Below are 21,372 nucleotides of genomic sequence, written 5' to 3' on the forward strand. Positions count from 1 at the left end.
GCCACGTCCGAGTTCTACCAGCCACGACCAGCCCACTACCGGACCTCACGTAGATCCGAACCTCGAACAGCTCCTAGGACGGATTCGCCGCGGGACCGTCGACCGGTTCCGGCACGTGGTTCCGGCGATCGACTCCGGCGGCTCCGGAGGCTCCGGCGGTGGCGACGCGGCCGGAGTCCGGGAGCGACGCCTCCGGGGATTCACCAGCCGCCCCCCCTCTCGTCCCGGCACCCCGCGCCGGCTCGTGCGACGATGCGGGAATGATCCCCGTGGCCGGCCCGCAGCTGGTGAGGGGCCTTCAGGAGAGAGCGGCCCGGGCCCTGCCCGCGGAGCACGTCGAACGCCTGGACGGCTGGTGGCTGCGCCTGGCGCCCGGCTGCTCCTGGTGGGTGGGGACCGTACTGCCGCACGGCGACGCCGGACCACGGGAACTGGCGCGCGGGGTGGGAAGGGCCGAGCACTTCTACGCCCGGCACGACCTGGTCGCGCGATTCCAGATCAGCCCGCGAGCCTGCCCCGGCGACCTCGACGCGTTCCTGGCGGCCCGCGGCTACCGCCACGGCGCCCGGATGTCGCTCCAGGCGGCTCCGGTCGCGCGGGTGCTGGAACGGGTCACGGCGGGGGTGTCGCGGGTGCGGGTGGAGGAGCGCCCGACGGACGCCTGGTTCGAGGCGTGGCACGCCGTGCACGGTCACGACGGAGAACGGGACCTGCTCGGCCGGGTGGAGCTGCCGAGCGCCTACGCCTCGGTCGTCGCCGGGGCCGAGGTCGTCGCGGTGGGACGGGCGGTCGCCGACGACGGCTGGGCGGGGGTGTTCGGGATGGCGACGCTTCCCCGGGCGCGGGGGAGGGGCGCGGCCGGTGAGATCCTCGCCGCGCTGGCCTCCTGGGCCCGCGCGCGGGAGGCCGGGCACATGTACCTGCAGGTGGAGTGCGCCGGCGAGGCCGCCCTACGGCTGTACGCGCGGGCGGGCTTCGAGGAGGTGTGCGGTTACCACTACCGCACGGCGCCGTTCACGAGGCCGTGACACCGCCTGCGACACCGCCTGCGACGCCGTCCGTGACGCCCGTGACGCCGGCGAGGGCCGTGGTCACGATCCTGCGGACGGCCTCGGTCTCCGGAGGGGTGTCGTCCCGGCCGACGTAGAGCAGGTGCGCGGTCCCGATCAGGATGGCCGCGAGTGTGTCGACGTCGGCGTCCGGCGTGACGCGGCCCAGGTCCCGCTCGGCGGCGAGATAGGAGGCGATCACGGTCGCGGCCTCGGTCAGCACCGGGACGCCGGCCGGCAGGTCGCGGCGCAGCCGGGCGCGGAGCCCGTCGCGGGCGGTGATGAGGCCGACGATCGCCAGGGCGACCGACTCGAACAGGGCCGTCAGCGCGCCGGTGAGGTTGCCGGCGACGGTGCCGGTGCCGGCGGACTCGCGCAGGGCGGCGGTCCGCTCGTCGATACGGCCGGCGCGGTCCAGCACGAGCTCGGCGAGGAAGGCGTCGAAGTCGGCGAAGTGACGGTGCAGGACACCCTTGGCGCAGCCCGCCTCCGTGGTGACCGCCCGGCTGGTCAGCGCGTTCGCCCCGTCCCGGAGCAGGACGCGCTCGGCGGCGTCGAACAGTTGCGCGCGCGCGTCGCGGATGTGTACCCCTGTCGGCACCGTGTGGTTCTCCTTGGTCGCCGGTCCCTGCCCGGCCGGCGGGCGGGCGCGTGCCCGGTACGGTGGGCGCCCGCCCACCGTACCGCAGGCGCGAGCCCCGCCCCGGGCATGATCCCCGTCGGCGCCGTCAGGTGCCGGGACCCCGGCCGGACCGGCACCGGCGGGGGCGGGGATCGGGGCGCGGCGGCGAGGCACCCCGGGGGCGGCGTCGGCCAGGCCGAGGACGACGCCCCGGCCGAGGCCGGCCCGAAGCGCATCGCCGTGTACGGGCACCGCGCCCCGAGGGTGGCGAGCGGATCCCGCGGCGTCGCCGGCGGTCAGCCGCGCCGGTGCCGGGGCAGCAGCATGCTGACCACGGCGATGGCCACGCCGAGCCCGGCCGCGACGAGGAAGACCAGGCCGTACCCGGCGGCGAGGGCGTCGGCCGGGGAGCCCTCGCCGACCTCCGACGCGGCCCTGGCGCCGACGGCCGTCGCGAGCACCGCCAGGCCGATCGACCCGCCCACCTGGCCGGCGGTCTGGGCCAGGCCGCCGATGATCCCCGCGTCGCCCTCGGGAGCGTCGGCGGTCGTCGCGGCCATCAGGGTGGGGAAGGTCAGCCCGATGCCGGCCGCGACGAGCAGGGTGGGCCCGAGCAGGCCGGCGACATAGCCGCTGCCGGCGTGGGCCAGGGAGAGCCAGCCGAATCCGGCCAGGAAACAGGCGCTGCCGGACAGCAGCAGAGGCCGCACGCCGGTGCGCGGCAGCAGGGCGGCGGCCCATCGCGCGACCACCATGAACATCACCGCGGCGGGCGTCTGCCCGAGCCCGGCCTGAAGCGCGCTGTAGCCGAGGACGTTCTGCAGGAAGAGCGAGGTGAAGTACCACATCGCGATGGTGATTCCGCCGAACATCAGCAGCATGACGTTGCCGACCGCCACCCCCCGGATCCCGAACAGCCGCAGGGGCACCATCGGCCGGGTGGCGAAGCGCGCCTCCACCGCGACGAAGACGACGAGCAGGAGCAGGCCCGCCACGACAGGACCGACGACCAGGCCGGACGACCAGCCGTGATCGGCGCTCCGCATGACCCCGTAGACCAGCGCGGCCAGCCCCGCCGTCCCCGTGACCGCGCCCGTGAGGTCGAGCGACTCCCGCCGGCCGTGTCGCGTGCCGGCCAGCGCCATCACGGCCGCGACGATCAGCACCACGCCGATGGGCACGTTGACGAGGAAGACCCACCGCCACGACAGCCCGGTGGTGATGGCGCCGCCCGCGACCGCGCCGACCAGCCCGCCCACACCGCCCGCGGCGGACCACGCGCCGAACGCCCTGGCGCGCGCGTTCGGCTCGGTGAAGGAGGTGTTGACCACGGCCAGCGTCGCCGGGGCCATCATGGCGGCTCCGGCGCCCTGCGCGAGGCGGGCCGCCACCAGGACCTCCGGGGCGGTCGCCAGGCCGCCGACCAGACTGGAGACGGAGAACAGGAACACCCCGGCGACCAGCATCCGGCGCGGGCCGTACAGGTCGGCGGCGCGGCCACCGAGCAGCATCAGGCCGGCGAAGGTGAGCAGGTAGCCGTTCACCACCCAGGCCAGGCCGGTGGGCGTGAAGCCGAGGTCCTCGCGGACCGAGGGCAGGGCCACGTTCACGATGGACGAATCCAGGATCACCATGAACTGGCAGGCGCACGCCAACGCCAGGACCAGCCAGGCGGGCCCGGTGTGCGGCCTGGCCCGCTGCTTCGCGATGTCGGTCGTCATGACGTCCTTCCCGCCGATCCGCCGCTCACGCGGTCCGGGAGGCTGCCGCGGCCAGGGCTTCGCGGGCGTTCCCGTCGTCCGCGGCGGCTTCGCCGACGCGCCCGCCTCCCAGCAGCCGGATCGTGATCCGGGCCAATCGCAGCCCCTGGTACGCGGCCGCCTCCAGTGCCGCGGTGTCCGGGCCGTCTCCGGTCGGGCCGGTCACGTGCGACGTGCCGTAGGGGTTGCCGCCGGCGGCGTACACGGCCGGATCGGTGAATCCGGGCGGCACGATCAGGGCTCCCCAGTGGTAGAAGACGTTGCCCAGCGACAGGATCGTGGCCTCGCTGCCGCCGTGCCGGTTGAACGCCGAGGTGAAGGCGGTGACCGGCTTGTCGGCCAGTACGCCCTCCTGCCACAACCCGCCGGCCTGGTCGATGAACTGCTTGAGCTGCGCGGCGGGAGCGCCGAACCGCGTCGGCGTCCCGAACGCGAACGCGTCGGCCCACGCCAGGTCGTCGATCGAGGCCTCGGGGACGGCTCCCGCGGCATCGGCGTGGCGCCGCCACAGCGGGTTCCGGTCGATCGCGCTGTCGGGCGCCAGCTCGGCGACCCGCCGCAGCCGCACCTCGGCCCCGGCCGAGGCGGCGCCCTCGGCGACGGCCCGCGCGAGCGCGTGCACGCTGCCCGTGGCGCTGTAGTAGATGACGGCGACCTTCACGGTCATGCCGGGCTCCTCGATGTCGAGTAGAATTGATTATGCGCATAATAGTTATGCGCATAATCAACCTGTCAAGGGAAGCCCATGGACTTCGAGCACGCCGACGCCCTCAACAAGGCCATCCGCCTGCTGAGCCTGCGCCACCGGGCCAGGGCCGCATCGCTGCTGGCCCCGCTCGGCCTGCACCCCGGCCAGGAGGCGCTCCTGCTCGAACTCACCCGGACCGGCCCGATGATCCAGGCCCAGCTCAGCGAGGCGCTCGGTTGCGAGCCGCCCAGCGTGACCCTCATGACCCGCAAGCTCGAGGCCGCCGGTCACATCCGCCGCACACCCGCCCCCTCCGACAGGCGCGCCAGCGTCGTCGAACTCACCGACAGCGGCAGGGCCCTGGCCGAGCGGGTCAAGCAGCTGTGGTGCGCCCTGGCCGAGGAGACCGTGGGCGGCCTGCCCGCAGAAACGGTGGCCGCGCTCCCCGGCATCCTCACCACGTTGACCGCCAACGTGGACACCAGGCGCCCCGCCATCCCGGCGACTCCGGCACGGTCCGGCGTCGCGCGCTCACCCGGCACGGTCTCCTAGACGACCGGACGACCTCGGTGGCACGAGGCGATCTGCCAGGGCCGAGGCGTGATCCGGCGACGCGGGGAGAACGCCGGGCGGGAAGGCGCCGGTGAGCCGCCGGTCATCGCCGGCGCGCGCGACGGCGCGCGAACGTGCGCAGGGTGAGCAGCGCGACGACGGCCACGACCTGCCCACCCAGAATGATCTTGTTGTAGTCGATCGCGGGCTGCCAGCGGACCTCGCCGTCCTTGATGACGAAGACCCCCGCGCCGACCGCGCCCGCGCCGAACCCGCCGCCGGAACCCTCACCCGCCTGCTCGCCCGCGTTCTCCCCACCCTCCCGCCGGCCACCGCCGCCCCCGCCGCCCCCGCCGACGCGGGCCACGGGGATGACGGTCACCCCGTCCTGCGTGATCGGCTCGCCGAAGACGCGGGTGACGGTGGCGGAGTCGCGAACCTTGTCGATCATTCCGTTGATGTCCATGCGCTTCCCTTCATCGCGGTTGACGGCCACGGCCGCCGGCGTCGGCCGCGACGGCCGGGGATCGGCTCACGGCCGGGCCGGGTCCGCCGGGTCGAGCGGTGCGCGCGGCGCGGGGGAGACCTTCGAGCGGGAACAGGTCGCCGGTGGCGTCCGGCGGCGGGGCACCGCCGACGGCGAACACACCGGGGCCGAGGACCAGGGTAGGCGGGTACCCGGTGTGATCGCATCCCCCGCGCCACCGGCCGCGCCCGCCCGTCGCCCGCCCGTCGCCCCCCTGGCTCGTGTCGCCGGCCGCCGGTCGCGCGGGCCGCGACCCCGGTGGGGCGTAGTAACGTTCGGAGGCGGTCCCCCTGGGCGGCGACGTCGTTCCAGGTCCTGGCGTATCACGCGTGAAGTCGGAGGTGGTCGCGGTGCATCCGCTCTTGTGACGGCCCCAGCCCGGGGTGTCACGGAGCCGAAAGGTGACCGTATGAGCAAGACCGACAGGACCCGGCCCTGGTGGGTGCGGATGGCCGACGCGCCGATGACGACCTGCCTGCCCGTGCACGATCATCGGTTCGGGCCCTGCACGCTGCCGGACGAGATCACCGCTGACGGCGCGTCCCTGAGTCACCGCACGAGCGGTTGTCACTGGGGTGTCACCGCCTACGCCTACCACCTGTTCGGGTACGGGCGCGGGGGCCGGGAGTGGTACCGCCTCCGCCGCCAGGAGCACCGCCGCGACCGCCGCAGGACACGCCGCGAGCTGCGCGCCCGTCACGGCGGGGAGTGAGGGAGCGCCGCCCCGGAAGAGGGACGGCATACCGTCGCGGCGCGGGTGTGCAGCGGCGTGAGAAGCGGCGCCGGCCCCTACACGCTGGGCTACACGACGCCGTAACGGGCACACGAAGAAGCGAGCCGCCTCTCACCCGCCGGTGTTCAGGAGCCGGCGGACATCGAAACGAAGAGCCACGCGCCAGGAAACCCCACCCGGTGCGCCCGGCGGAACCTCCCACCGGCCGGATGACGTCTGTGACCGGGGCAGACACACCAGGGGCGTTGGTATCGGACACCGGATCACAAGAAACGGGGTGCGGAGGGGTTCATGGGGCGCTGAAGCCCAGGGTGTAGGCGCCGGAGCCGGCTGCGGCGGTCACCTTGTAGCGGTAGCGGCCCGCCGTGCCGGTGTAGCCGATGTTCTCGTCCGGTCCGGCGCCGTCGGCGGTGGCGACGGTCTTCCAGGTCGCGTCGACCAGCTTCTGCAGGGACAGGTCGAGGTCGGCGCCCAGGGGGCCGTCCAGGCAGCCGACGTGAAGCCCTGTGCCCTCCGTCGTGTAGGAAAGTCCCTGCGGCTGGTAGGCGGACGTCCCGGCGTTCAGGGTGCCGTCATAGGTGCTGGAGTAGCCGGTGCAGGTGCCGGTGCTCGTTGGCGGGGGGTTGCCCGCGGTCGTCCGCAGCTCCAGGCCGTAGGCCTTGAGGACCTCCAGCAGGGGCTGGAAGTAGGTGACGCCGCCGAGGTTGCAGTCGCCCGAGCCGCCCGAGGCGATGCCCTGGGCCTGGTCGACGGAGATGAACGAGCCGCCCGAGTCGCCGCCCTCGGCGCAGACGGTGGTGCGGGTCAGCCCGAAGACGGTGCCCTGGGGGTAGGTGACGCTGGCGTCGTGCTGCTGGATGAGACCGCAGTGGAAGTCGGTGGTGGCACCGGCCCGGCAGACCGAGGCGCCCTCGATGGCGACCTTGGCGCCGGCGACGGGGACGGCGCCGTCCTGGCCGTTGCCCACGGCGGGGGTGGCCGTCCAGGCGGGGGTGACGGCGACCCAGGCGTAGTCGTCGGCGGGGAATTTCGACGCCTGGAAGACCCCTTGGGCGACGCGGTTGAAGCCGGTGGTGGTCGCGCCCTTCACACCGCAGTGGCCGGCGGTGACGAACCCGGTCTGCTCGCCCTTGAGGACGGAGAAGGCGATCGAGCAGCGACGGGTGACGCCGATGTAGAAGGCGTTGCCGCCGACCAGGTCCTGCAGCAGCAGCGGGACCTCGGTGGAGGGCAGCACGATCACCGCCGGGCCACTGATCCCGGCGGCCTTGATGAGGGTCTCGGCCTCGTCGGGCTTTGGGGTCAGCACGACCACCCTGTTGTTCCTGATGTCGATGTAGCGCACGGTGGAGACCAGCGGTTTGACCGGGAGAGCGGCATCGATCTTCTGCTTGAGGGTGTTGAGGAGTGTCAGCGATCTGGTGACCACGTCGGCCTGGGCTCCCGCGGCGAGGATCAGCGGGATGTCGGCGGCGCTGGTGGTGGCCACCACCAGCGTGTGCGCGCTGTTGCCGCGCAGCCACGCGCCGCCGAACCGGGGACCGAGGACCTTGCCCAGCCGTTCCGCGATCGGGGTGAGGCGGGCCTCGTTGAGCAGCCGGTCCTGGGCTTGGGCCGCGTTCAGGCCCAGATCGCGCTGAAGGGCCTCCAGCATGCCCGGCGGCGGCGCGACCCGCGCGAGCCGCGCGGTCCGAGCGGCCGGTGCCCGGGGTGCCCCCACCGGCTCCACCGTCTCCAGCGAGGTCGATGTTCTCGACGCGGCGGCAGCCCTGCCGGCCGGAACGCTCCCTTGACGGTCGGCGACCGCCGGAACGGCGGACAGGGCGAGTGCGACGATCGCCAGGACGCATCCCGCGGTGGTGGTGTGGCTGCCAGACATGGGCCTTCTCCTCGACCTCTGCGTGCGGAGTCTTCGAGGGGATGCACCCCATGCCACCGGCGGACCATATGACACGGACACCACCACCCTAGATCACCGGACGAGGACCGGGCCGACGAAGGCGGCACGCCACGCGGAGGCCGGTATCAATCCCCGGTCAAAAGGTGGTCCTGGCCTCGGTGAGGGTCGTGCGGACGACGCCGGCGCACACCCCCGTACCGATGACGATGGTGCGGACGGATTCACCGCGCTCGCGGCGGGCGAGGACGGCGGCGCGCCCGTCGTCGGCCACGGGCCTCCGGCCGCCGACGCGGCCGCGAGCGCGTGCCGCCATCGCCGACCCGCGTGCCCGGCATCCGGCAGCGCGCCCGGGACGTCGGCCTACCCGGCATCGCCCGTGTCGGTCCGGGCGGGGGCGGCGCGCTCCGGCGCGGCGGTGGTCGCGGGGAACAGCTCCAGTTGCTCGTCGCCGGGTTCGGAGGTCGTCAGCTTCAGGCAGCGCCGGCAGGTGACCGCGCCCCGGTCCGGGTGCGCCGCCCCCGGGTCCCAGCCGCTCACCCCGACCATGCACGCCGGGCCCGGCATCCGCTCCCCGCCCAGCCAGCGCGTCATCACCACCGCGTGCACGACGCCCGAGGAACGCACCCGCAGGTTCGAGCCGTCGGCGTAGGCGGCCCGCGCCGAGGCGGCGAACACGGCCAGCGCCTCGTACAGCTCCGGCGCCTCCTCCGTGGCCATCAGCCCTCCCGGCCGCGGCCGGGAGGCGGCCCCTCGACGCCCTGGCTCACCGCTCGTGGCCCGTTCTGCCCCATGGGGCCAACCTAGGCGCTCCGCGGCCGGACGTCGTGCGGTGACCCGATTCCGACGGTCAGGAGGTGTGCCGTTCGATCTCCCCGACGAGTCGCGGCCAGAGGCCCGGCGCGAACGTGTGCCCCATCCGCTCGACGAGCACGTACCGCGCACCGGGGATCTTCTTCGCGAGCGCGGCCCCCGCCCTGGGGTTGATCAGCGGATCCTCCGCCCCGGAGATGACCAGGGTCGGCTGCGTGATCCCGCGGATCCCGCCCGCGGGCGGCCTCTCGGCCCGGCGGGCGGCGCGTACGCGCATCCCGGCGTCCGGGTCGGGCATCCGGCGCCGCACGGCCCTCTCGGCGGTCTCGCGCACCGAGGCCTCGTCGAGGGGCATGCTCCTGGCCTCGGTGAGCCGCATGATGTCCATGAGCATGCGGACCTTGTCCTCGGGCGTCTTCCCGTACTTCTTGAAGACGATTTTGAGGGGGCCGGGCAGGCGCACGTACCGAAGCGACGCGAAGTCCGCGCCGACCATCCGGATCGGCGACATGAGGGTCAGCGACCGCACCCGCCCGGGGTTGCGCAGTGCCGCGAACTGGGCCAGGCCGGCGCCCATCGACAGCCCGCACAGATGCGCCGACTCCCACCCCAGCGTGTCCTGGACGGCGATCATGTCGTCGACCATGTCGCCGACACGGTAGGCCCGTCCTCTCCCGGTGAAGTGGGTGGACAGGCCCGCGTCCCGATGGTCGTACCTGACCACCTGGAACCCCGCCTCGGCCAGCGCCGCGCAGAACCCCTCGGCCCACCCGAGCATCGTCCCGTCGAGCCCGTTGAGCAGCACCAGCGGACGCCCGCCCGGCCTCCCGAACACCTCGTAGGCGATCTCGACCTCTCCGTTGCGTGCGATTCCGCTCTCCGCCACGCCACCTCCCGGCAGGTTTGTCATGAGATCGCATGATAGGAGGGACGGCGCCGGATGATCGCGGAAGCCGTCATCGATCCGGTCACGACCGGTGACTCCGCAAAGCCCGCGCGGCCCCGCCCGCGCGGTCCCGGCCGGTGCGACGCTCGTCGGCCGCGCCGCCGACGCCCCCGCCGCGAGAAGGCGCGGCGGGGGCGTCGGTGGTGCGGCCTCGGCTCCGAGGGTGGTTACAGAGCGGTCATCTTGAGTCTGACCTCGTACGAGTACGACGTCTGCTGGGTCCCGGTGAGGATCCCCGGGACGATCGTGTCGGCGCCCGCGGCCAGCCCGGCGCACGTGGCGCCGAAGGCGGTCACCGTGCCGAGCAGGTCGCCCTGCCCCCAGGCCGGGCCGTCGGTCTCGCGCAGCTGGAAGCTCACGTTCTGGTTGCTCAGGATGATCGAACTCGGGTTCTCGAAGTCGCCGGGATCCCCGTCGCCGCCGCTGTTCATGCCGTAGTAGTTGGCGTTGAGCCTGGGGAAGAGGTTCCCGTCGACCAGGAACCGCAGCTCGTCGCGGCCGTCCCGGTCGGCCACGTTGCCGGCGTCGATGTCGTACAGCGTCACGCTGCACGAGCCGGCCATGGCGGCCGCCGGGGTCGCGGCCAGCGCCACCGGCGCCACCAGACCTGCGGACAGGGCAAGTGCGGCGATCACCTTACGAGAATGCATGCTGCTCCTTCTGGAGAGGCGGACGTTTCACGACCGTCGTGAAACGCGGCATCAGAGTCGCGGACGCGGCGTGAGCACATCGTGAGACCACAGGTCAACGGCATAGAGCATGTGATCTCCGTGCCTTTCGACACAGCCGGGCGGCGGGTGCGCGCCTACCGTCCTGACATGGAAGAAACCTTCAGCCTGCTGCTGCTCGGCACCCCCGAGCTGGCCGTCGGGGGAAGGCCGGTGCGGATCCGTTCCGCCAAGTCCCGGGCGCTCCTGTGCTACCTCGCGACCACGCCGGGGGCGCGCCCGCGGGCCGAGCTCGCGGGGCTGCTGTGGGGCGAGCGTCCCGACGCCAACGCCAGGGGCAGCCTGCGGCTGGCGCTGTCGGAGCTGCGCGGGGACGTGGGCGGCTGGCTCGACATCACCCGCGACCACGTCGGCCTCCGCGCCGGCGACGGCTGCTTCGTGGACTACCGGCAGCTCACCCGGGATCCGACGGTGGCGGGGGCGCTGCGGTTGTGGCGCGGGGAGTTCCTCGACGGCCTCTCCTTCGGGGACGCGCCCGCGTTCGCCGGGTGGCTGGAGGGCGAGCGGCGCCGGGCCCGGCTGGTGCTGCGCGAGCTGCTGGTGCGCGCCGGGCCCGCCGCCTGCGAACACGTCGTACGGCTGGCCGGGATCGTGACGGAGCTGGACCCCTACGACGAGGAGGCCCACCGGGTGCTGATCGCCTCCCTGGCCGGGACCGGGAACCGGGCCGCGGCCCTGGCCCGCTACGAGGAGCTGCGCCTGCGGCTGGCGCGCGAGCTGGGCGTCGATCCCTCACCCGAGACCCGCGCGCTCCGCCGGGACCTGGTGCCCCGGACCGCGACCGCCCGCCGGACGGCCCTGCCGGTCCCCGGGTCCGAGCTGGTCGGCCGCGAGTGCGACATCCGCCGCCTGCGTGCCCTGCTGTCCGGGGAACGCCTGGTCACCCTGTCGGGCCCGGGAGGCGTCGGCAAGACCCGCCTGGCCATCGCCGCGGCGCGGGCGGGGGAGGAGGACGCCGAGGCCGGTCCCCGGGGCGCCGCGCCCCTTCCCTCCCCGGGGACCGGGAGACGCGACACCGCCTCCCTGTCCCGCGCGAGGCCCGGGGACCGCGACGCCGCGCCTTCCTCCTGGGCGGACGTCGCGTTCGTGTCCTTCGCCGGGGTACGGGCCGAGGCGGCCGTGACGACGCTCGCGCGCCGGCTCGGCGTGGACCTCTCGCCGCCGCGTCCGGCCGTGGAGCTGCTTCTCGCCGCCCTCGCCGGCCGCTCGACGCTGCTGGTGCTCGACAATCTCGAACACCTGCCGTCCTTCGACGGGGTGATCGCGGAGCTGCTGCGGACGGCGCCGGGCCTGCGGGTGCTGGCGACCAGCCGGCGGCGGCTGGACGTGCCGGGACAGGTGATCGTCCCGGTGGAGGGCCTCGCCGGGCCCGCCGCCGAGGCGTTGTTCGTCGCGCGGGCGCTCGGGGCCCGGCCGGGGTTCGACGCCGAGCGCGAGGCCCCGCTGGTGGCCGCGATCTGCGCCGCGACCGGCGGGCTGCCGCTGGCGATCGAGCTGGCGGCCGGCCTGCTGCGTGCCGTGCCGTGCGCCGACCTGGCCGAACGCCTCGGCGTGGACACGGGGCTGCTGTCGGTGGCCGGGCCCGCCGCACGTCCCAGGCACGCGAGCATGCCCGCGGTCTTCGAGACGTCCTGGCGGCTGCTCGACCCGGCGGGCCGGACGGCGCTGGCGGCGTTGTCGGTGTTCGGCGGCGGCTGCACCCTGAGCGCGGCCCTGGAGGTCGCCGGGACCGGCCCCGAGGCGCTGGTCCACCTGGTCGACCACAGCATGCTGCGGCTCACCCCGTCCGGACGGTACACCCTCCATCCCGTCGTCCAGCGGCTCGCCGCCGCCCGCCTGGAGGACCCGGGGGTACGCGAGCGGCACGCCCGCCACTACGCCCGTCTCCTCGACCGGCACGCCACCGCGCTCCAGGACGGCTCGGACGCCGAGGTCGTCCGCGTGCTCGGCCCGGAGATGGACAACATCCGCCTGGCCTGGCGGGTGTCCGGGCGGCCGCGCCTCCTGGACCACTACTGGACGTTGTGCCTGCGCCTGCGCCTGTACGAGGAGTCGGCGGCGATCGTGCACGAGCGCCTCGACCGCCCCGCGCGGGACCCGCTCCTGCGGGCCCGCCTGCTGCGGATGGCCGCGGTGAGCTCCCACCAGCTCGCCAGGGAGGGCGCCGCCACCGGCCTGGCCCGCGCCGCCCTCGACACGCTCGGCGAGCCGCTTCCCACCACCCGCGCCGGCCTGGCGGCCGCCCTGGTGAGTGCCGCCACCCGCCAGGCCGCCCACCGCCTCCTACCCTTCACGGCCGCCCGCCGTCTCCCGCCCTCCACGGCTGCTCGCCGTCTCCCGCCCTCCACGGCCGCCCGCCGTCTCCCGCCCGCACCCCGCGCGGACGAGAGCGCGACCGCGACCGCGCAGACGCTGACCCTGCTCGCCCGGCTCGCCTACCACCGGCAGGACCTCCCCGTGATGCTGCTGACCTCGCTGCGCCAGCTCAACGCCGCCGACCGCGGCACCGACCCGGCCCTGCGCGCCGAGTCCTACGCGAACTTCGCCACCATCGCCCGCCTCGCCGGCCGCCACCGGATCGCCGGCCGCTACGGCGGCCTCGCCGACCGGGCGCTCTCCGGCGTCGACCGTCCGGACGAGGCCGTGCACCGGGCCCGGCTGGCCCGGGGCATCGACCTGCTCCACGCGGGCCGGTTCGAGGACGCCAGGCGGTCGTTCGCGGAGGGACGGTCGCGGACGATCGACCCGCGGGTCGCGGAGAACTGCGCCGGCATGCTCGCCGAGACCGCGCTGTGGCAGGGCGATTTCGCCGCGGCGGCCGCCGGGTACGCGGAGACGGAGGAGCTGGCGGTCGCGCGGGTGGGCGGGGACGACATCGGCCGCCACTGGTGCCTGACCGGCCGGGCGGAGGCGTCGCTGCGCCTGGACGGGGTGCCGGTGGAGCGGGTCCGGGAGCTGCTGGCGGCCGCCCGCGCCTCGCACGAGCGGCGGCGTACGCACGCGGAGGAGATCGGCCTGCGCGAGAGCCCGTCGAGCCGCGCGATCCAGGAGCTGCGCCTGCTCACCGTCGCGGCCCGCCTGGACCCGGCGCGGGCGCCCGAGACGCTGGCCCGGGCGCTGACGCTGGCCCGGCGGCTGCCGACGGTGCAGCCCGGCATGCTGGAGTGCTGGACGGGCCTGGCCGAGCTGCTCGGGGACGCGGGAGGGGACCGGGCCACGGCTTCCTTCCTGCTCGGGCACCTGTCCCGGTACGCCGCCCGCAACCCCGGCGCCGCCGCCCGGATCGGCTGGGCTCTGGCGCTGGTCCTGGATGCCCTGGGCGGGCGGAGGCAGGCCAGGCGGGCGGCCGAGCGGGCGATGGCGACCGCCGAACGCCTGGCCGCACCGTACGACCACCGCAGGGCCGAGGCCCTGGCCCGCGCCCTCGGGTGAGGAGCTCACCGTCGTCGCGTTCGCGGGAACTCCCGTCGTTCAGTCATCGGCCGGGGGAGTGACGTGGTGGAGGAAGGCCCCGGCGATGGGCCTGAGCCGGTCGGCGCGCCAGACCACGGCGTAGTCGAACGTGGCGCCGCCCTCCACGGGGACGCAGGCCAGGCCGGGGCGCGGGTAGAGGTCCGGCGTCTGGGCGCCGACGAGGGCGACGCCGTGGCCCGAGGTGACGTAGGCGAGGATCTCCTGGAAACCCGGCAGGGACACGGTGTCACGGCCGGGCACCGGCAGGTGGTGGTCGATCCAGTAACCGGGCAGGTCGTCGGCGAAGAAGACCCTCTCGCGCGCGATCTCGTCGTGGCCGACACGGGTGCGGCGCGCCAGCGCATGGTCCGCGGGCACGGCGAGCATCGCCGGCTCCGACAGCAGCACCGGCCCGACGGCGAGGTCCGGCTCCCGGACCGGCAGGGGCAGCACCGACAGGTCGACCTCCTCCCGGCGCAGGGGGCCGAAGAGGTCGGCGAGCGCGGTCTCACGGATGGCCACCCGGCGGCCGGGCACCCGGCGGCGGAAACCGTCGGCGAACGGCAGGAGGACCTGGGCCACCGCGGCCGACATGTAGCCCACGTCCAGCGTGCCGGTGATGCCGTGCCCCGCCGCGGTCGCCCGCGCGATCGCGGCCTGGACCTGCGCGTGCGCGGGCCGCAGATCGTCCAGGAGCTGCCTGCCGAGCGGGCTCAGCTCGACCCGGCGGGTGGTGCGGTGGAACAGCGGCGCGCCGAAGCGGCGCTCCAGCTTGGCGACGGTCTGGCTGATCGTCGCGGCCGAGACGCGGAGGCGCTCGGCCGTGCGCGCGAAGTGCAGCTCCTCGGCGAGCACGAGGAACACCTCGATGTCCTGACGTTCCACCGCTCCCTCATTCTTCAGCAGGTGTGAACGATCGTTCCAGATCCCGTCGTTGATGAGGCCGTGCGGTGAACGCGAGGATGTGCGGACCACCGGCGATCACAGGGGGAACGATGACGGACACGAGCGCGGCGAACAGGCCGGCACCCGAGGACGGCCAGAGGAGCGCACCGGCCGAGGTCGTCATGTGGGAGACGGTTCCCCGGCTGCTCGGCGACTGCCGCTACCTCGTGCTCGCCACCGCCGACGGCCGGGGGCGGCCGTGGGCCACCCCCGTCTTCTTCGCCGCCCGCGACGAGGACCGGCTCTTCTGGGTGTCGTCACCCGGCAGCAGGCACTCCCGCAACCTCGCCGAACGCCCGGACGTGGCCGTCACGGTCTTCGACTCCCACGCCCCCGTGGGCGGCGCCGAGGCGCTCTACCTGGAGGCGACCGCCGGCCCCGCCGACGATCCCGCCGAGGCCATGGCGACGATCAACGCCCGCCTTCCCGCGGGCAGGGAGCTCACCGGGGACGACCTCGCGCCGTCCGGCCCCCTGGTGGCCTACGGCGCCGACGTGCGACGGCACTTCGTCCTGATCCGGGGCGGGGACGCGCGCTTCGACAACGCCGTCGACGCGCGGCTCCGCGTCACACGCCCCTGACGGGAAGGGCCGGCCGGTCCCGCGCGGGTCGCGCCTCGATCGCTGGGGTCATCGTCGGCACAGGAAGGAAGGAACACCGTGGGTAAGCTCGTCTACTCGATGATCACGTCACTCGACGGCTACATCAGCGACAGGAACGGCGACTTTGGCTGGGGCGGCCCCGAGGAGGAGTCGCACAGGTTCATCAACGAGCACGGGCGGTCGATCGGCACGTACCTGTACGGCCGCCGGATGTACGACACGATGGCCTACTGGGAGACCGCGCACACGCTGCCCGGCCAGGAGCCGTTCGTCCTGGAGTGGGCGCGGGTCTGGCAGGCCGCCGACAAGATCGTCTATTCCACGACGCTTCGCGAGGTGACCGGCGAACGGACCCGCGTCGAGCGGACGTTCGACCCGGAGGCGGTACGGCGGCTGAAGGCCGGGAGCGACCTCGACATCGCCGTCGCCGGGCCGCACCTGGCGGCGCAGGCGATCCGGGCCGGCCTGGTCGACGAGTACCACCTCTTCGTCGGACCGGCGATCGTCGGCGGCGGCACCGCGTTCTTCCCCGGCGACGTGCGCGTCGACCTGGAACTGCTCGACGAGCGGCGCTTCGGCAACGGCGTGGTCCATCTGCGCTACGGCGTCACGGACGCCGCGCGGGGGTGAGTCGCCCGCACCGGACGGTGAGCGATCACGTTCCCGGCGGCGGCGATGAGCGCGCCGGCGGCCGGGACCCGGCGACCCTGGACGGTCACGGCCGCCACGAGGAGCCGCACCCGGCGCGGCCCGACCCGCGAGGCGCGCGGGAAAAGGTGCCCCGAGCGGCCAGGATGGCGGCATGGGGGAACACGGCAGGCGATGGCTCTTCGCCGATCAGCTCGGGGAGCACTTCCTCGACTCCGGCGACCAGCCGGTGCTGCTGGTCGAGGCCAGGTCGGCGCTGCGACGGCGGCGCTACCACCGGCAGAAGGCGCACCTGGTGCTCTCGGCGCTGCGGCACCGGGCGGCCGAGCTGGGTGAGCGCGCCCTCTTCCTGCGGACCGCCACCTTCGCCGAGGCGCTCGGCCGCGCCGGCGGCCCGGTCACCGTCTGCGGGCCCACCAGCCACGCGGCCGACGCGTTCGTCCGCAGCCGTCCCGAGGTGACCGTCCTGCCCTCGCGCGGGTTCACCAGCACCGCGGAGGAGTTCAGCACCTGGGCCGGGAGCAGGGGCGGCCACCGGCTGCTCATGGAGGACTTCTACCGCGACGCCCGGCGCCGCCTGGACGTGCTCATGGACGGCGACGATCCCGCCGGCGGCCGGTGGAACCTCGACGCGGAGAACCGCGAGCCGCCGCCCCCGGGAGGGCTGGACGTGCCCGGCCCGTGGACGGCCGAGGAGGACGAGATCGACGAGCGGGTGCGCCACGACCTCGACCGGTGGGAACGCGACGGCGAGGTGTCCTTCGTCGGGCGCGACGGCCCGCGCACGTTCCCCGCCACCGCCGCGGAGGCCCGCGACGCGCTGCGGAGCTTCGTCGGCGAACGGCTGCCCGCCTTCGGCCCGCACCAGGACGCGATGCTCGCCGACGACCCGTTCATGGCGCACAGCATGCTCTCGCCCGCCGTCAACCTCGGGTTGCTCGACCCCATGACGTGCGTGCGGGCCGCCGAGGCCGCCTACCGGGCGGGCCACGCCCCGCTCGCGAGCGTCGAGGGGTACGTGCGGCAGCTCATCGGCTGGCGCGACTACATCTGGCACCTGTACTGGTACTTCGGCGAGGACTACCGCGACCTCAACCGGCTGTCGGCCCGCGTGGCTCCGCCCGCCTGGTTCGAGGAGCTGGACGCCGACGCCGTCGAGGCGCGCTGCCTGTCGTGGGCGCTGGCCCAGGTGCGCGACACCGGGTTCACCCACCACATCATCCGGCTGATGGTGCTCGGCAACTTCGCGCTCCAGCGGGGGTACGACCCCGCGCGGCTGACCGAGTGGTTCCACCGCTGCTTCGTCGACGGGTACGACTGGGTGATGGTGCCCAACGTGGTCGGCATGTCGCAGCACGCCGACGGCGGCATGCTGGCGACCAAGCCGTACGCGGCCGGGGGCGCGTACATCAACCGCATGAGCGACTTCTGCGGGTCCTGCCGCTACCGGCCCTCCCGGCGGACCGGCGAGGACGCCTGCCCGTTCACCGCGGGCTACTGGTGGTTCTTCGCCCGCAACCAGGAGTGGCTGGCCGCCAACCCGCGCACGGCCCGCGGCGTGTACGGCATGCGGCGGCTCGACGACCTGGACGAGGTGTGCGCCCAGGAGGCCGCGCGCGGCGACGCGCCCCCCTGACCCGGCCCGGCGGGCGGCACGGGCCGGGATGGGGGGAACATCGGGACCGGACCGTCCGGGGAGCCGCCGCGGACGCCTTCGCGTGTCCGCGGCGCGGGAGGGACGCCGGCCCCGATCCGCGTGTCAGAGATCCGCCGCCGAAAGCTCCCCCACCTCCAGGCGCGGCCAGCCGGCCAGGTCACGCAGCAGTTGCCGGTCGTGCGTGGCGACGACGACGGCGGCGCTCGTGGCGCGGATCGCATCGGTCAGCTCGTCGACCAGCGCCGGCGACAGGTGGTTGGTCGGCTCGTCGAGCAGGATCAGGCCGGGCCGCCCGGCCAGCGCCAGCGCCAGGTCGAGGCGCCGCCGCTGCCCCTGCGACATCCGCCCGACCGGCGTGCGCGCCGCCTCGGCGTCCAGCAGCCCGAGCGCTCCGAGCGGGACGGCGTCGGCGTCGCGCAGCGCCCCGCGGGCCACCAGCCGTCCCACATGGCGGGTGTAGGCCTCGTGGGCGGTGAGCGCGGGGTCCTGCCCGGCGGTCTCCTGCGTGACCCTGGCGATCCGCGCCTCCCTCGCCGTCCGGACGTGCCCGGTCGTGGGTTCCAGCGAGCCGTCCAGCACCGCGAGCAGCGTGGACTTCCCCGCGCCGTTGGGACCGGTGACGAGCAGCCGGTCGCCTCCGTCGAGGGTGAGGTCGACCGGACCGGCCAGCCGCCCGTCGACGGCGATACCGTACGCGCGCAGTTGCGGCGAGCCCGGCCGGACGCTCAGGTCCGGCCACCGCGACGTCGGCGGGGGCTGCGGCACGTCGATCCGGTGCTCCCGCAAGGCGTCCCGCCGCCGGTTCAGGGCCTGCACGACGCCCGGTGCGCGGGACTGGCGCTGGTGCTTACCGGTTCCCTTGTCCGGCCGCCAGCCGGTGGAGAGCCGGTCGCGGGCCTTCGACACCGCGTCCTGCAGCCGCCGGTGCTCGGCCAGCTGCTGTTCGTGGTCCTGCTCCCAGTGCTCGCGCTCGCGACGCCGGGCCTCCTGCCAGGCGTCGTAGCCGCCCGCGTACAGCCGCGGCTTCCCGTCGCGGGTCGGGTCGAGGTCGAGGAAGCGGTCCGCGACGTCGCGCAGCAGCGCCCGGTCGTGGCTGACGAGGGCGAGACCGCCGTCGTGCTCGCGCAGCCTGCGGGTCAGGAAGTCCAGCCCGCCGGCGTCGAGGTGGTTGGTCGGCTCGTCGAGCAGCAGCACGTCGTGCCGCGCGCCGAGCAGGCACGCCAGCCGTACCCGGTAGCGCTGCCCGACCGACAGCGTCGCCAGCGGACGGTCGCGGTCGGTGCAGGCGCCGAGGGCTTCGAGGGCGACGTCGACGCGGCGTTCGGCGTCCCACGCGTCCAGCCGGACGGCGGCGTCGAGCGCGGCGGAGTAGCGGTCGTCGGCGGCGGAGTCACCCCCGGCCATGGCGAGGGTCGCCTCCTCCAGCGCGCCGAGGGCCGCGAGCGAGGCGGCCAGCGCCTCGGACGTCAGGGAGCCGACGGTCTCGCCGTCACGCGCGGACAGTTCCTGGCGGGCCAGGCCGATCGTGCCGGCCCGGTGCACGGTGCCCGCGTCCGGCGTGAGGAGCCCGGCAAGGAGGTGCAGCAGCGTCGTCTTGCCGCGGCCGTTCTCACCGACGACGGCGACCCGCGACCGGGCGGAGACGGTGATCGACACGTCGTCCAGGATCCGGCGGGACCCGCGGGTCACGGTGACGCCGGTGGCGCGGACGTGGGCGTTGTCACCCGCCTCGACGGGCAGGGACGTGTTTTCCGGGCTCGTGTTTTCCGGGCTCGGCGTTTCGCGGCCCGGGGTTTCGGGGTTCGGGGTGAGGTTCAACGGTGCTCCGCAGCTCGCAGTGGAGCCGGGCAGCGGTCACGGGCCGCCCGGCGGGAACCGGGACGGCGAGCGCGGACTCAGCAGAAGGAAGGCGCCGCCGTCAGCGGGCGGAACGGACCTTCTGCGACCAGATACCTCGTGCCATGACGATCACGGTAGCAGCCTCGACGCTTCCGGCTCATCCGGATTTCGCCCGCTCGCGGCGCCACACGGGCGGCCCTTGTGATCACCGTGTGGCTTCGCCCCGCCGGCCGTGATCGCCGCCTCGCCTATGACCGTCATGCACCGCCGGCCGGCCGCCCCGGTGCCCGCCGAGGGTCGCGGACCGGCGCCGGCGTGCCGCTCGATCACTCGGGGACGGCGCTGCTGATCGAGGGGGCCCGCCGAGGGCCGCGGGCCGGCGCCGGCGGGAGGCGCCGGCCCGGTTCGGCCGCGCCGATCTCCGGGACCGGGCGCGGCCGCCCCGTCCGTCCGGGAGGGCACCTTCTCCGATGCCGGTCCGGCGGGGACGTCCGGGGCCGCACGCCTCAGGGGTGGGCGGCCAGCAGGAGGAACGCGCCGAGCAGGATGAGGTGGACGAGTCCCTGCAGGCGGGTGGCCCGGCCCGGGACGACGGTCAGCGTGGCGACGATGACGGTGATCGCGAGCAGGACGATCTGGTTCGCGCCGAGGCCCAGGGACAGGGGTCCGGGGAGCCAGATCGTCGCGATGGCGATCACGGGGATGGTCAGGCCGATGCTGGCCATGGCGGAGCCCAGCGCGAGGTTGAGGCTGACCTGGATGCGGTTGCGGCGGGCGGCGTTGGCCGCGGCGAGGGTTTCCGGCAGCAGGACGAGCAGGGCGATGATCACGCCGACGAACGAGTGGGGCAGGCTCAGACCGGCGACGGTCTCCTCGATGGCGGGGGAGAGGACCTTGGCCAGGCCGACGACCGCGACCAGGGCGACGAGCAGCAGTACCAGGCTGATGAGGGCGGCGCGGGCGGTGGGCGGGTCGGCGTGGTCGTCGTTGTCGGCGTCGTTGATCACCTTGCCCTCGCTGGTGACGGGCAGGAAGAAGTCGCGGTGGCGGACGGTCTGGGTGCTGACGAACGCGGCGTAGAGGGCGACGGACGCCACGGCGGCGAAGATCAGCTGCGTCGGGGAGAACTGCGGCCCGGAGCGGGCGGTGGTGAAGGTCGGCAGCACGAGGCAGACGACGGCGAGGGTCGCGACGGTGGCCAGGGCGGCGCCGGTTCCCTCGGCGTTGAACACCGCGAGGCGGTAGCGGACGGCGCCGATGAACAGCGACAGCCCGAGGATCCCGTTACAGGTGATCATCAGGGCGGCGAAGACGGTGTCGCGGGCCAGTGATGCCGTCCCGGGCCCGCCGGAGATCACGAGGGTCACGATCAGGGCGACCTCGATGACGGTGACGGCGACGGCCAGCAGCAGCGATCCGAAGGGCTCGCCGACACGGTGGGCGACGACTTCGGCGTGGTGCACGGCGGCCAGCACCGCGGCGCCCAGCACCACGGCGATGACCACCAGCAGCGGTGCGGGAAGGTCCCGGCCCCAGGAGGCGACCAGCACGACGACGGCGAGCGGCGGTGTCACGAACCGCCAGTCGGTGAGCAGCCGCCGAGGAGGCTCGGGGGCGGCCGTCGACCCGGTCGCCTCGGAAGGATCGGTCGCCTCGGGAAGGCCGGTCGCCTCGGGGGGGCTGGTCGTCCCGGCCGTTCCGGTCGCCTCGGGAGGGTCGGTGCGTTCGGAGGCGTTCATGCCGTCGTCCCGGTCGTGGCGCGGTCGGCGGCGGCGTGGATCGGCGCGTCGATCCGGTGGCCGGTGTCCCGCTCCGCGGTCGTTACCTGCGCGTATCCAGCGATCATGCGTCGACAGTATCGAACCGTGACGTTGCCCGACGCGGACACCCCGGGCGGGTCGCCGAGACGACGGT

At 74.5% G+C, this 21,372-nt stretch carries 19 protein-coding genes; 7 read left to right on the forward strand and 12 right to left on the reverse strand.

The annotated features are described in order from the left end of the window. Positions 1-260 precede the first annotated feature (260 nt). Entirely contained in the window at positions 261-1,028 is a 768-nt protein-coding gene (locus ACLQ2R_RS26545) for a GNAT family N-acetyltransferase (protein WP_425963336.1), read from the forward strand. Here ACLQ2R_RS26545 and ACLQ2R_RS26550 read toward each other — a convergent pair. The 3 genes from ACLQ2R_RS26550 to wrbA all read right to left on the reverse strand — a co-directional run bounded on the left by ACLQ2R_RS26550 (position 1,015) and on the right by wrbA (position 4,098). After that, the gene (locus ACLQ2R_RS26550) at positions 1,015-1,650 is read right to left on the reverse strand and encodes a TetR family transcriptional regulator (RefSeq protein ID WP_425963337.1); all 636 of its coding nucleotides are present in this window, start codon (positions 1,648-1,650) and stop codon (positions 1,015-1,017) included. The genes ACLQ2R_RS26545 and ACLQ2R_RS26550 overlap by 14 nt on opposite strands. A 317-nt stretch (positions 1,651-1,967) precedes the next feature. Then, positions 1,968-3,392, reverse strand: a complete 1,425-nt coding sequence (locus ACLQ2R_RS26555; protein ID WP_425963338.1) for an MFS transporter — start codon at positions 3,390-3,392, stop codon at positions 1,968-1,970. A gap of 25 nt (positions 3,393-3,417) precedes the next feature. After that, positions 3,418-4,098 (reverse strand): NAD(P)H:quinone oxidoreductase, encoded by a 681-nt coding sequence (gene wrbA, locus ACLQ2R_RS26560; RefSeq protein ID WP_425963339.1) that lies wholly within the window; start codon positions 4,096-4,098, stop codon positions 3,418-3,420. A gap of 78 nt (positions 4,099-4,176) precedes the next feature. On the opposite strand from wrbA, the gene ACLQ2R_RS26565 reads away from it, so the two are divergent. After that, positions 4,177-4,671, forward strand: coding sequence for a MarR family winged helix-turn-helix transcriptional regulator (locus tag ACLQ2R_RS26565; RefSeq protein ID WP_425963340.1), 495 nt, complete (start codon positions 4,177-4,179; stop codon positions 4,669-4,671). Positions 4,672-4,774: 103 nt separating this feature from the next. Here the strand turns inward: ACLQ2R_RS26565 and ACLQ2R_RS26570 are convergent, their stop codons facing one another. After that, positions 4,775-5,137 carry a spore germination protein GerW family protein gene (locus ACLQ2R_RS26570; protein WP_425963341.1) on the reverse strand — a complete coding sequence of 121 codons (363 nt, stop codon included), beginning with the start codon at positions 5,135-5,137 and terminating at the stop codon, positions 4,775-4,777. A 469-nt stretch (positions 5,138-5,606) separates the two neighbouring features. Between ACLQ2R_RS26570 and ACLQ2R_RS26575 the strand changes: the two genes are divergently transcribed. Next, on the forward strand, positions 5,607-5,909 hold the full coding sequence (locus ACLQ2R_RS26575; RefSeq protein ID WP_425963342.1) for a hypothetical protein: 303 nt from the start codon (positions 5,607-5,609) through the stop codon (positions 5,907-5,909). Between the two features lie 310 nt (positions 5,910-6,219). On the opposite strand, the gene ACLQ2R_RS26580 is transcribed toward ACLQ2R_RS26575, so the two are convergent. The 5 genes from ACLQ2R_RS26580 to ACLQ2R_RS26600 form a co-directional block, all read right to left on the reverse strand. Then, positions 6,220-7,809: a S1 family peptidase gene (locus ACLQ2R_RS26580; protein ID WP_425963343.1), complete on the reverse strand. Its 1,590-nt coding sequence runs from the start codon at positions 7,807-7,809 to the stop codon at positions 6,220-6,222. 157 nt (positions 7,810-7,966) lie between these two features. Beyond that, on the reverse strand, positions 7,967-8,101 hold the full coding sequence (locus tag ACLQ2R_RS26585) for a hypothetical protein (RefSeq protein WP_425963344.1): 135 nt from the start codon (positions 8,099-8,101) through the stop codon (positions 7,967-7,969). An 89-nt stretch (positions 8,102-8,190) separates the two neighbouring features. Further along, positions 8,191-8,547, reverse strand: a complete 357-nt coding sequence (locus ACLQ2R_RS26590; RefSeq protein ID WP_425963345.1) for a hypothetical protein — start codon at positions 8,545-8,547, stop codon at positions 8,191-8,193. A 130-nt stretch (positions 8,548-8,677) separates the two neighbouring features. Beyond that, positions 8,678-9,550 carry an alpha/beta fold hydrolase gene (locus tag ACLQ2R_RS26595; RefSeq protein WP_425963346.1) on the reverse strand — a complete coding sequence of 291 codons (873 nt, stop codon included), beginning with the start codon at positions 9,548-9,550 and terminating at the stop codon, positions 8,678-8,680. A 203-nt stretch (positions 9,551-9,753) separates the two neighbouring features. Then, entirely contained in the window at positions 9,754-10,236 is a 483-nt protein-coding gene (locus tag ACLQ2R_RS26600; protein ID WP_425963348.1) for a hypothetical protein, read from the reverse strand. A 168-nt stretch (positions 10,237-10,404) separates the two neighbouring features. On the opposite strand from ACLQ2R_RS26600, the gene ACLQ2R_RS26605 reads away from it, so the two are divergent. Further along, complete coding sequence (locus ACLQ2R_RS26605; RefSeq protein WP_425963350.1) at positions 10,405-13,746, forward strand: ATP-binding protein; 3,342 nt, start codon at positions 10,405-10,407, stop codon at positions 13,744-13,746. 39 nt (positions 13,747-13,785) lie between these two features. On the opposite strand, the gene ACLQ2R_RS26610 is transcribed toward ACLQ2R_RS26605, so the two are convergent. Continuing rightward, positions 13,786-14,652, reverse strand: coding sequence for a LysR family transcriptional regulator (locus ACLQ2R_RS26610; protein WP_425963351.1), 867 nt, complete (start codon positions 14,650-14,652; stop codon positions 13,786-13,788). Between the two features lie 110 nt (positions 14,653-14,762). On the opposite strand from ACLQ2R_RS26610, the gene ACLQ2R_RS26615 reads away from it, so the two are divergent. The 3 genes from ACLQ2R_RS26615 (at position 14,763) to ACLQ2R_RS26625 (ending at position 17,598) form a co-directional block, all read left to right on the forward strand. Next, complete coding sequence (locus ACLQ2R_RS26615) at positions 14,763-15,293, forward strand: pyridoxamine 5'-phosphate oxidase family protein (RefSeq protein ID WP_425963354.1); 531 nt, start codon at positions 14,763-14,765, stop codon at positions 15,291-15,293. Positions 15,294-15,371: 78 nt separating this feature from the next. Continuing rightward, positions 15,372-15,944, forward strand: a complete 573-nt coding sequence (locus ACLQ2R_RS26620) for a dihydrofolate reductase family protein (RefSeq protein WP_425963355.1) — start codon at positions 15,372-15,374, stop codon at positions 15,942-15,944. A 172-nt stretch (positions 15,945-16,116) separates the two neighbouring features. Further along, positions 16,117-17,598: a cryptochrome/photolyase family protein gene (locus ACLQ2R_RS26625; protein WP_425963356.1), complete on the forward strand. Its 1,482-nt coding sequence runs from the start codon at positions 16,117-16,119 to the stop codon at positions 17,596-17,598. A gap of 123 nt (positions 17,599-17,721) precedes the next feature. On the opposite strand, the gene ACLQ2R_RS26630 is transcribed toward ACLQ2R_RS26625, so the two are convergent. Next, entirely contained in the window at positions 17,722-19,437 is a 1,716-nt protein-coding gene (locus tag ACLQ2R_RS26630; RefSeq protein WP_425963357.1) for an ABC-F family ATP-binding cassette domain-containing protein, read from the reverse strand. Between the two features lie 527 nt (positions 19,438-19,964). After that, on the reverse strand, positions 19,965-21,197 hold the full coding sequence (locus tag ACLQ2R_RS26635) for a calcium:proton antiporter (RefSeq protein WP_425963358.1): 1,233 nt from the start codon (positions 21,195-21,197) through the stop codon (positions 19,965-19,967). Positions 21,198-21,372 lie beyond the last annotated feature (175 nt).

This window comes from Streptosporangium sp. DT93 (assembly GCF_049844535.1).
Lineage (GTDB): Bacteria > Actinomycetota > Actinomycetes > Streptosporangiales > Streptosporangiaceae > Streptosporangium.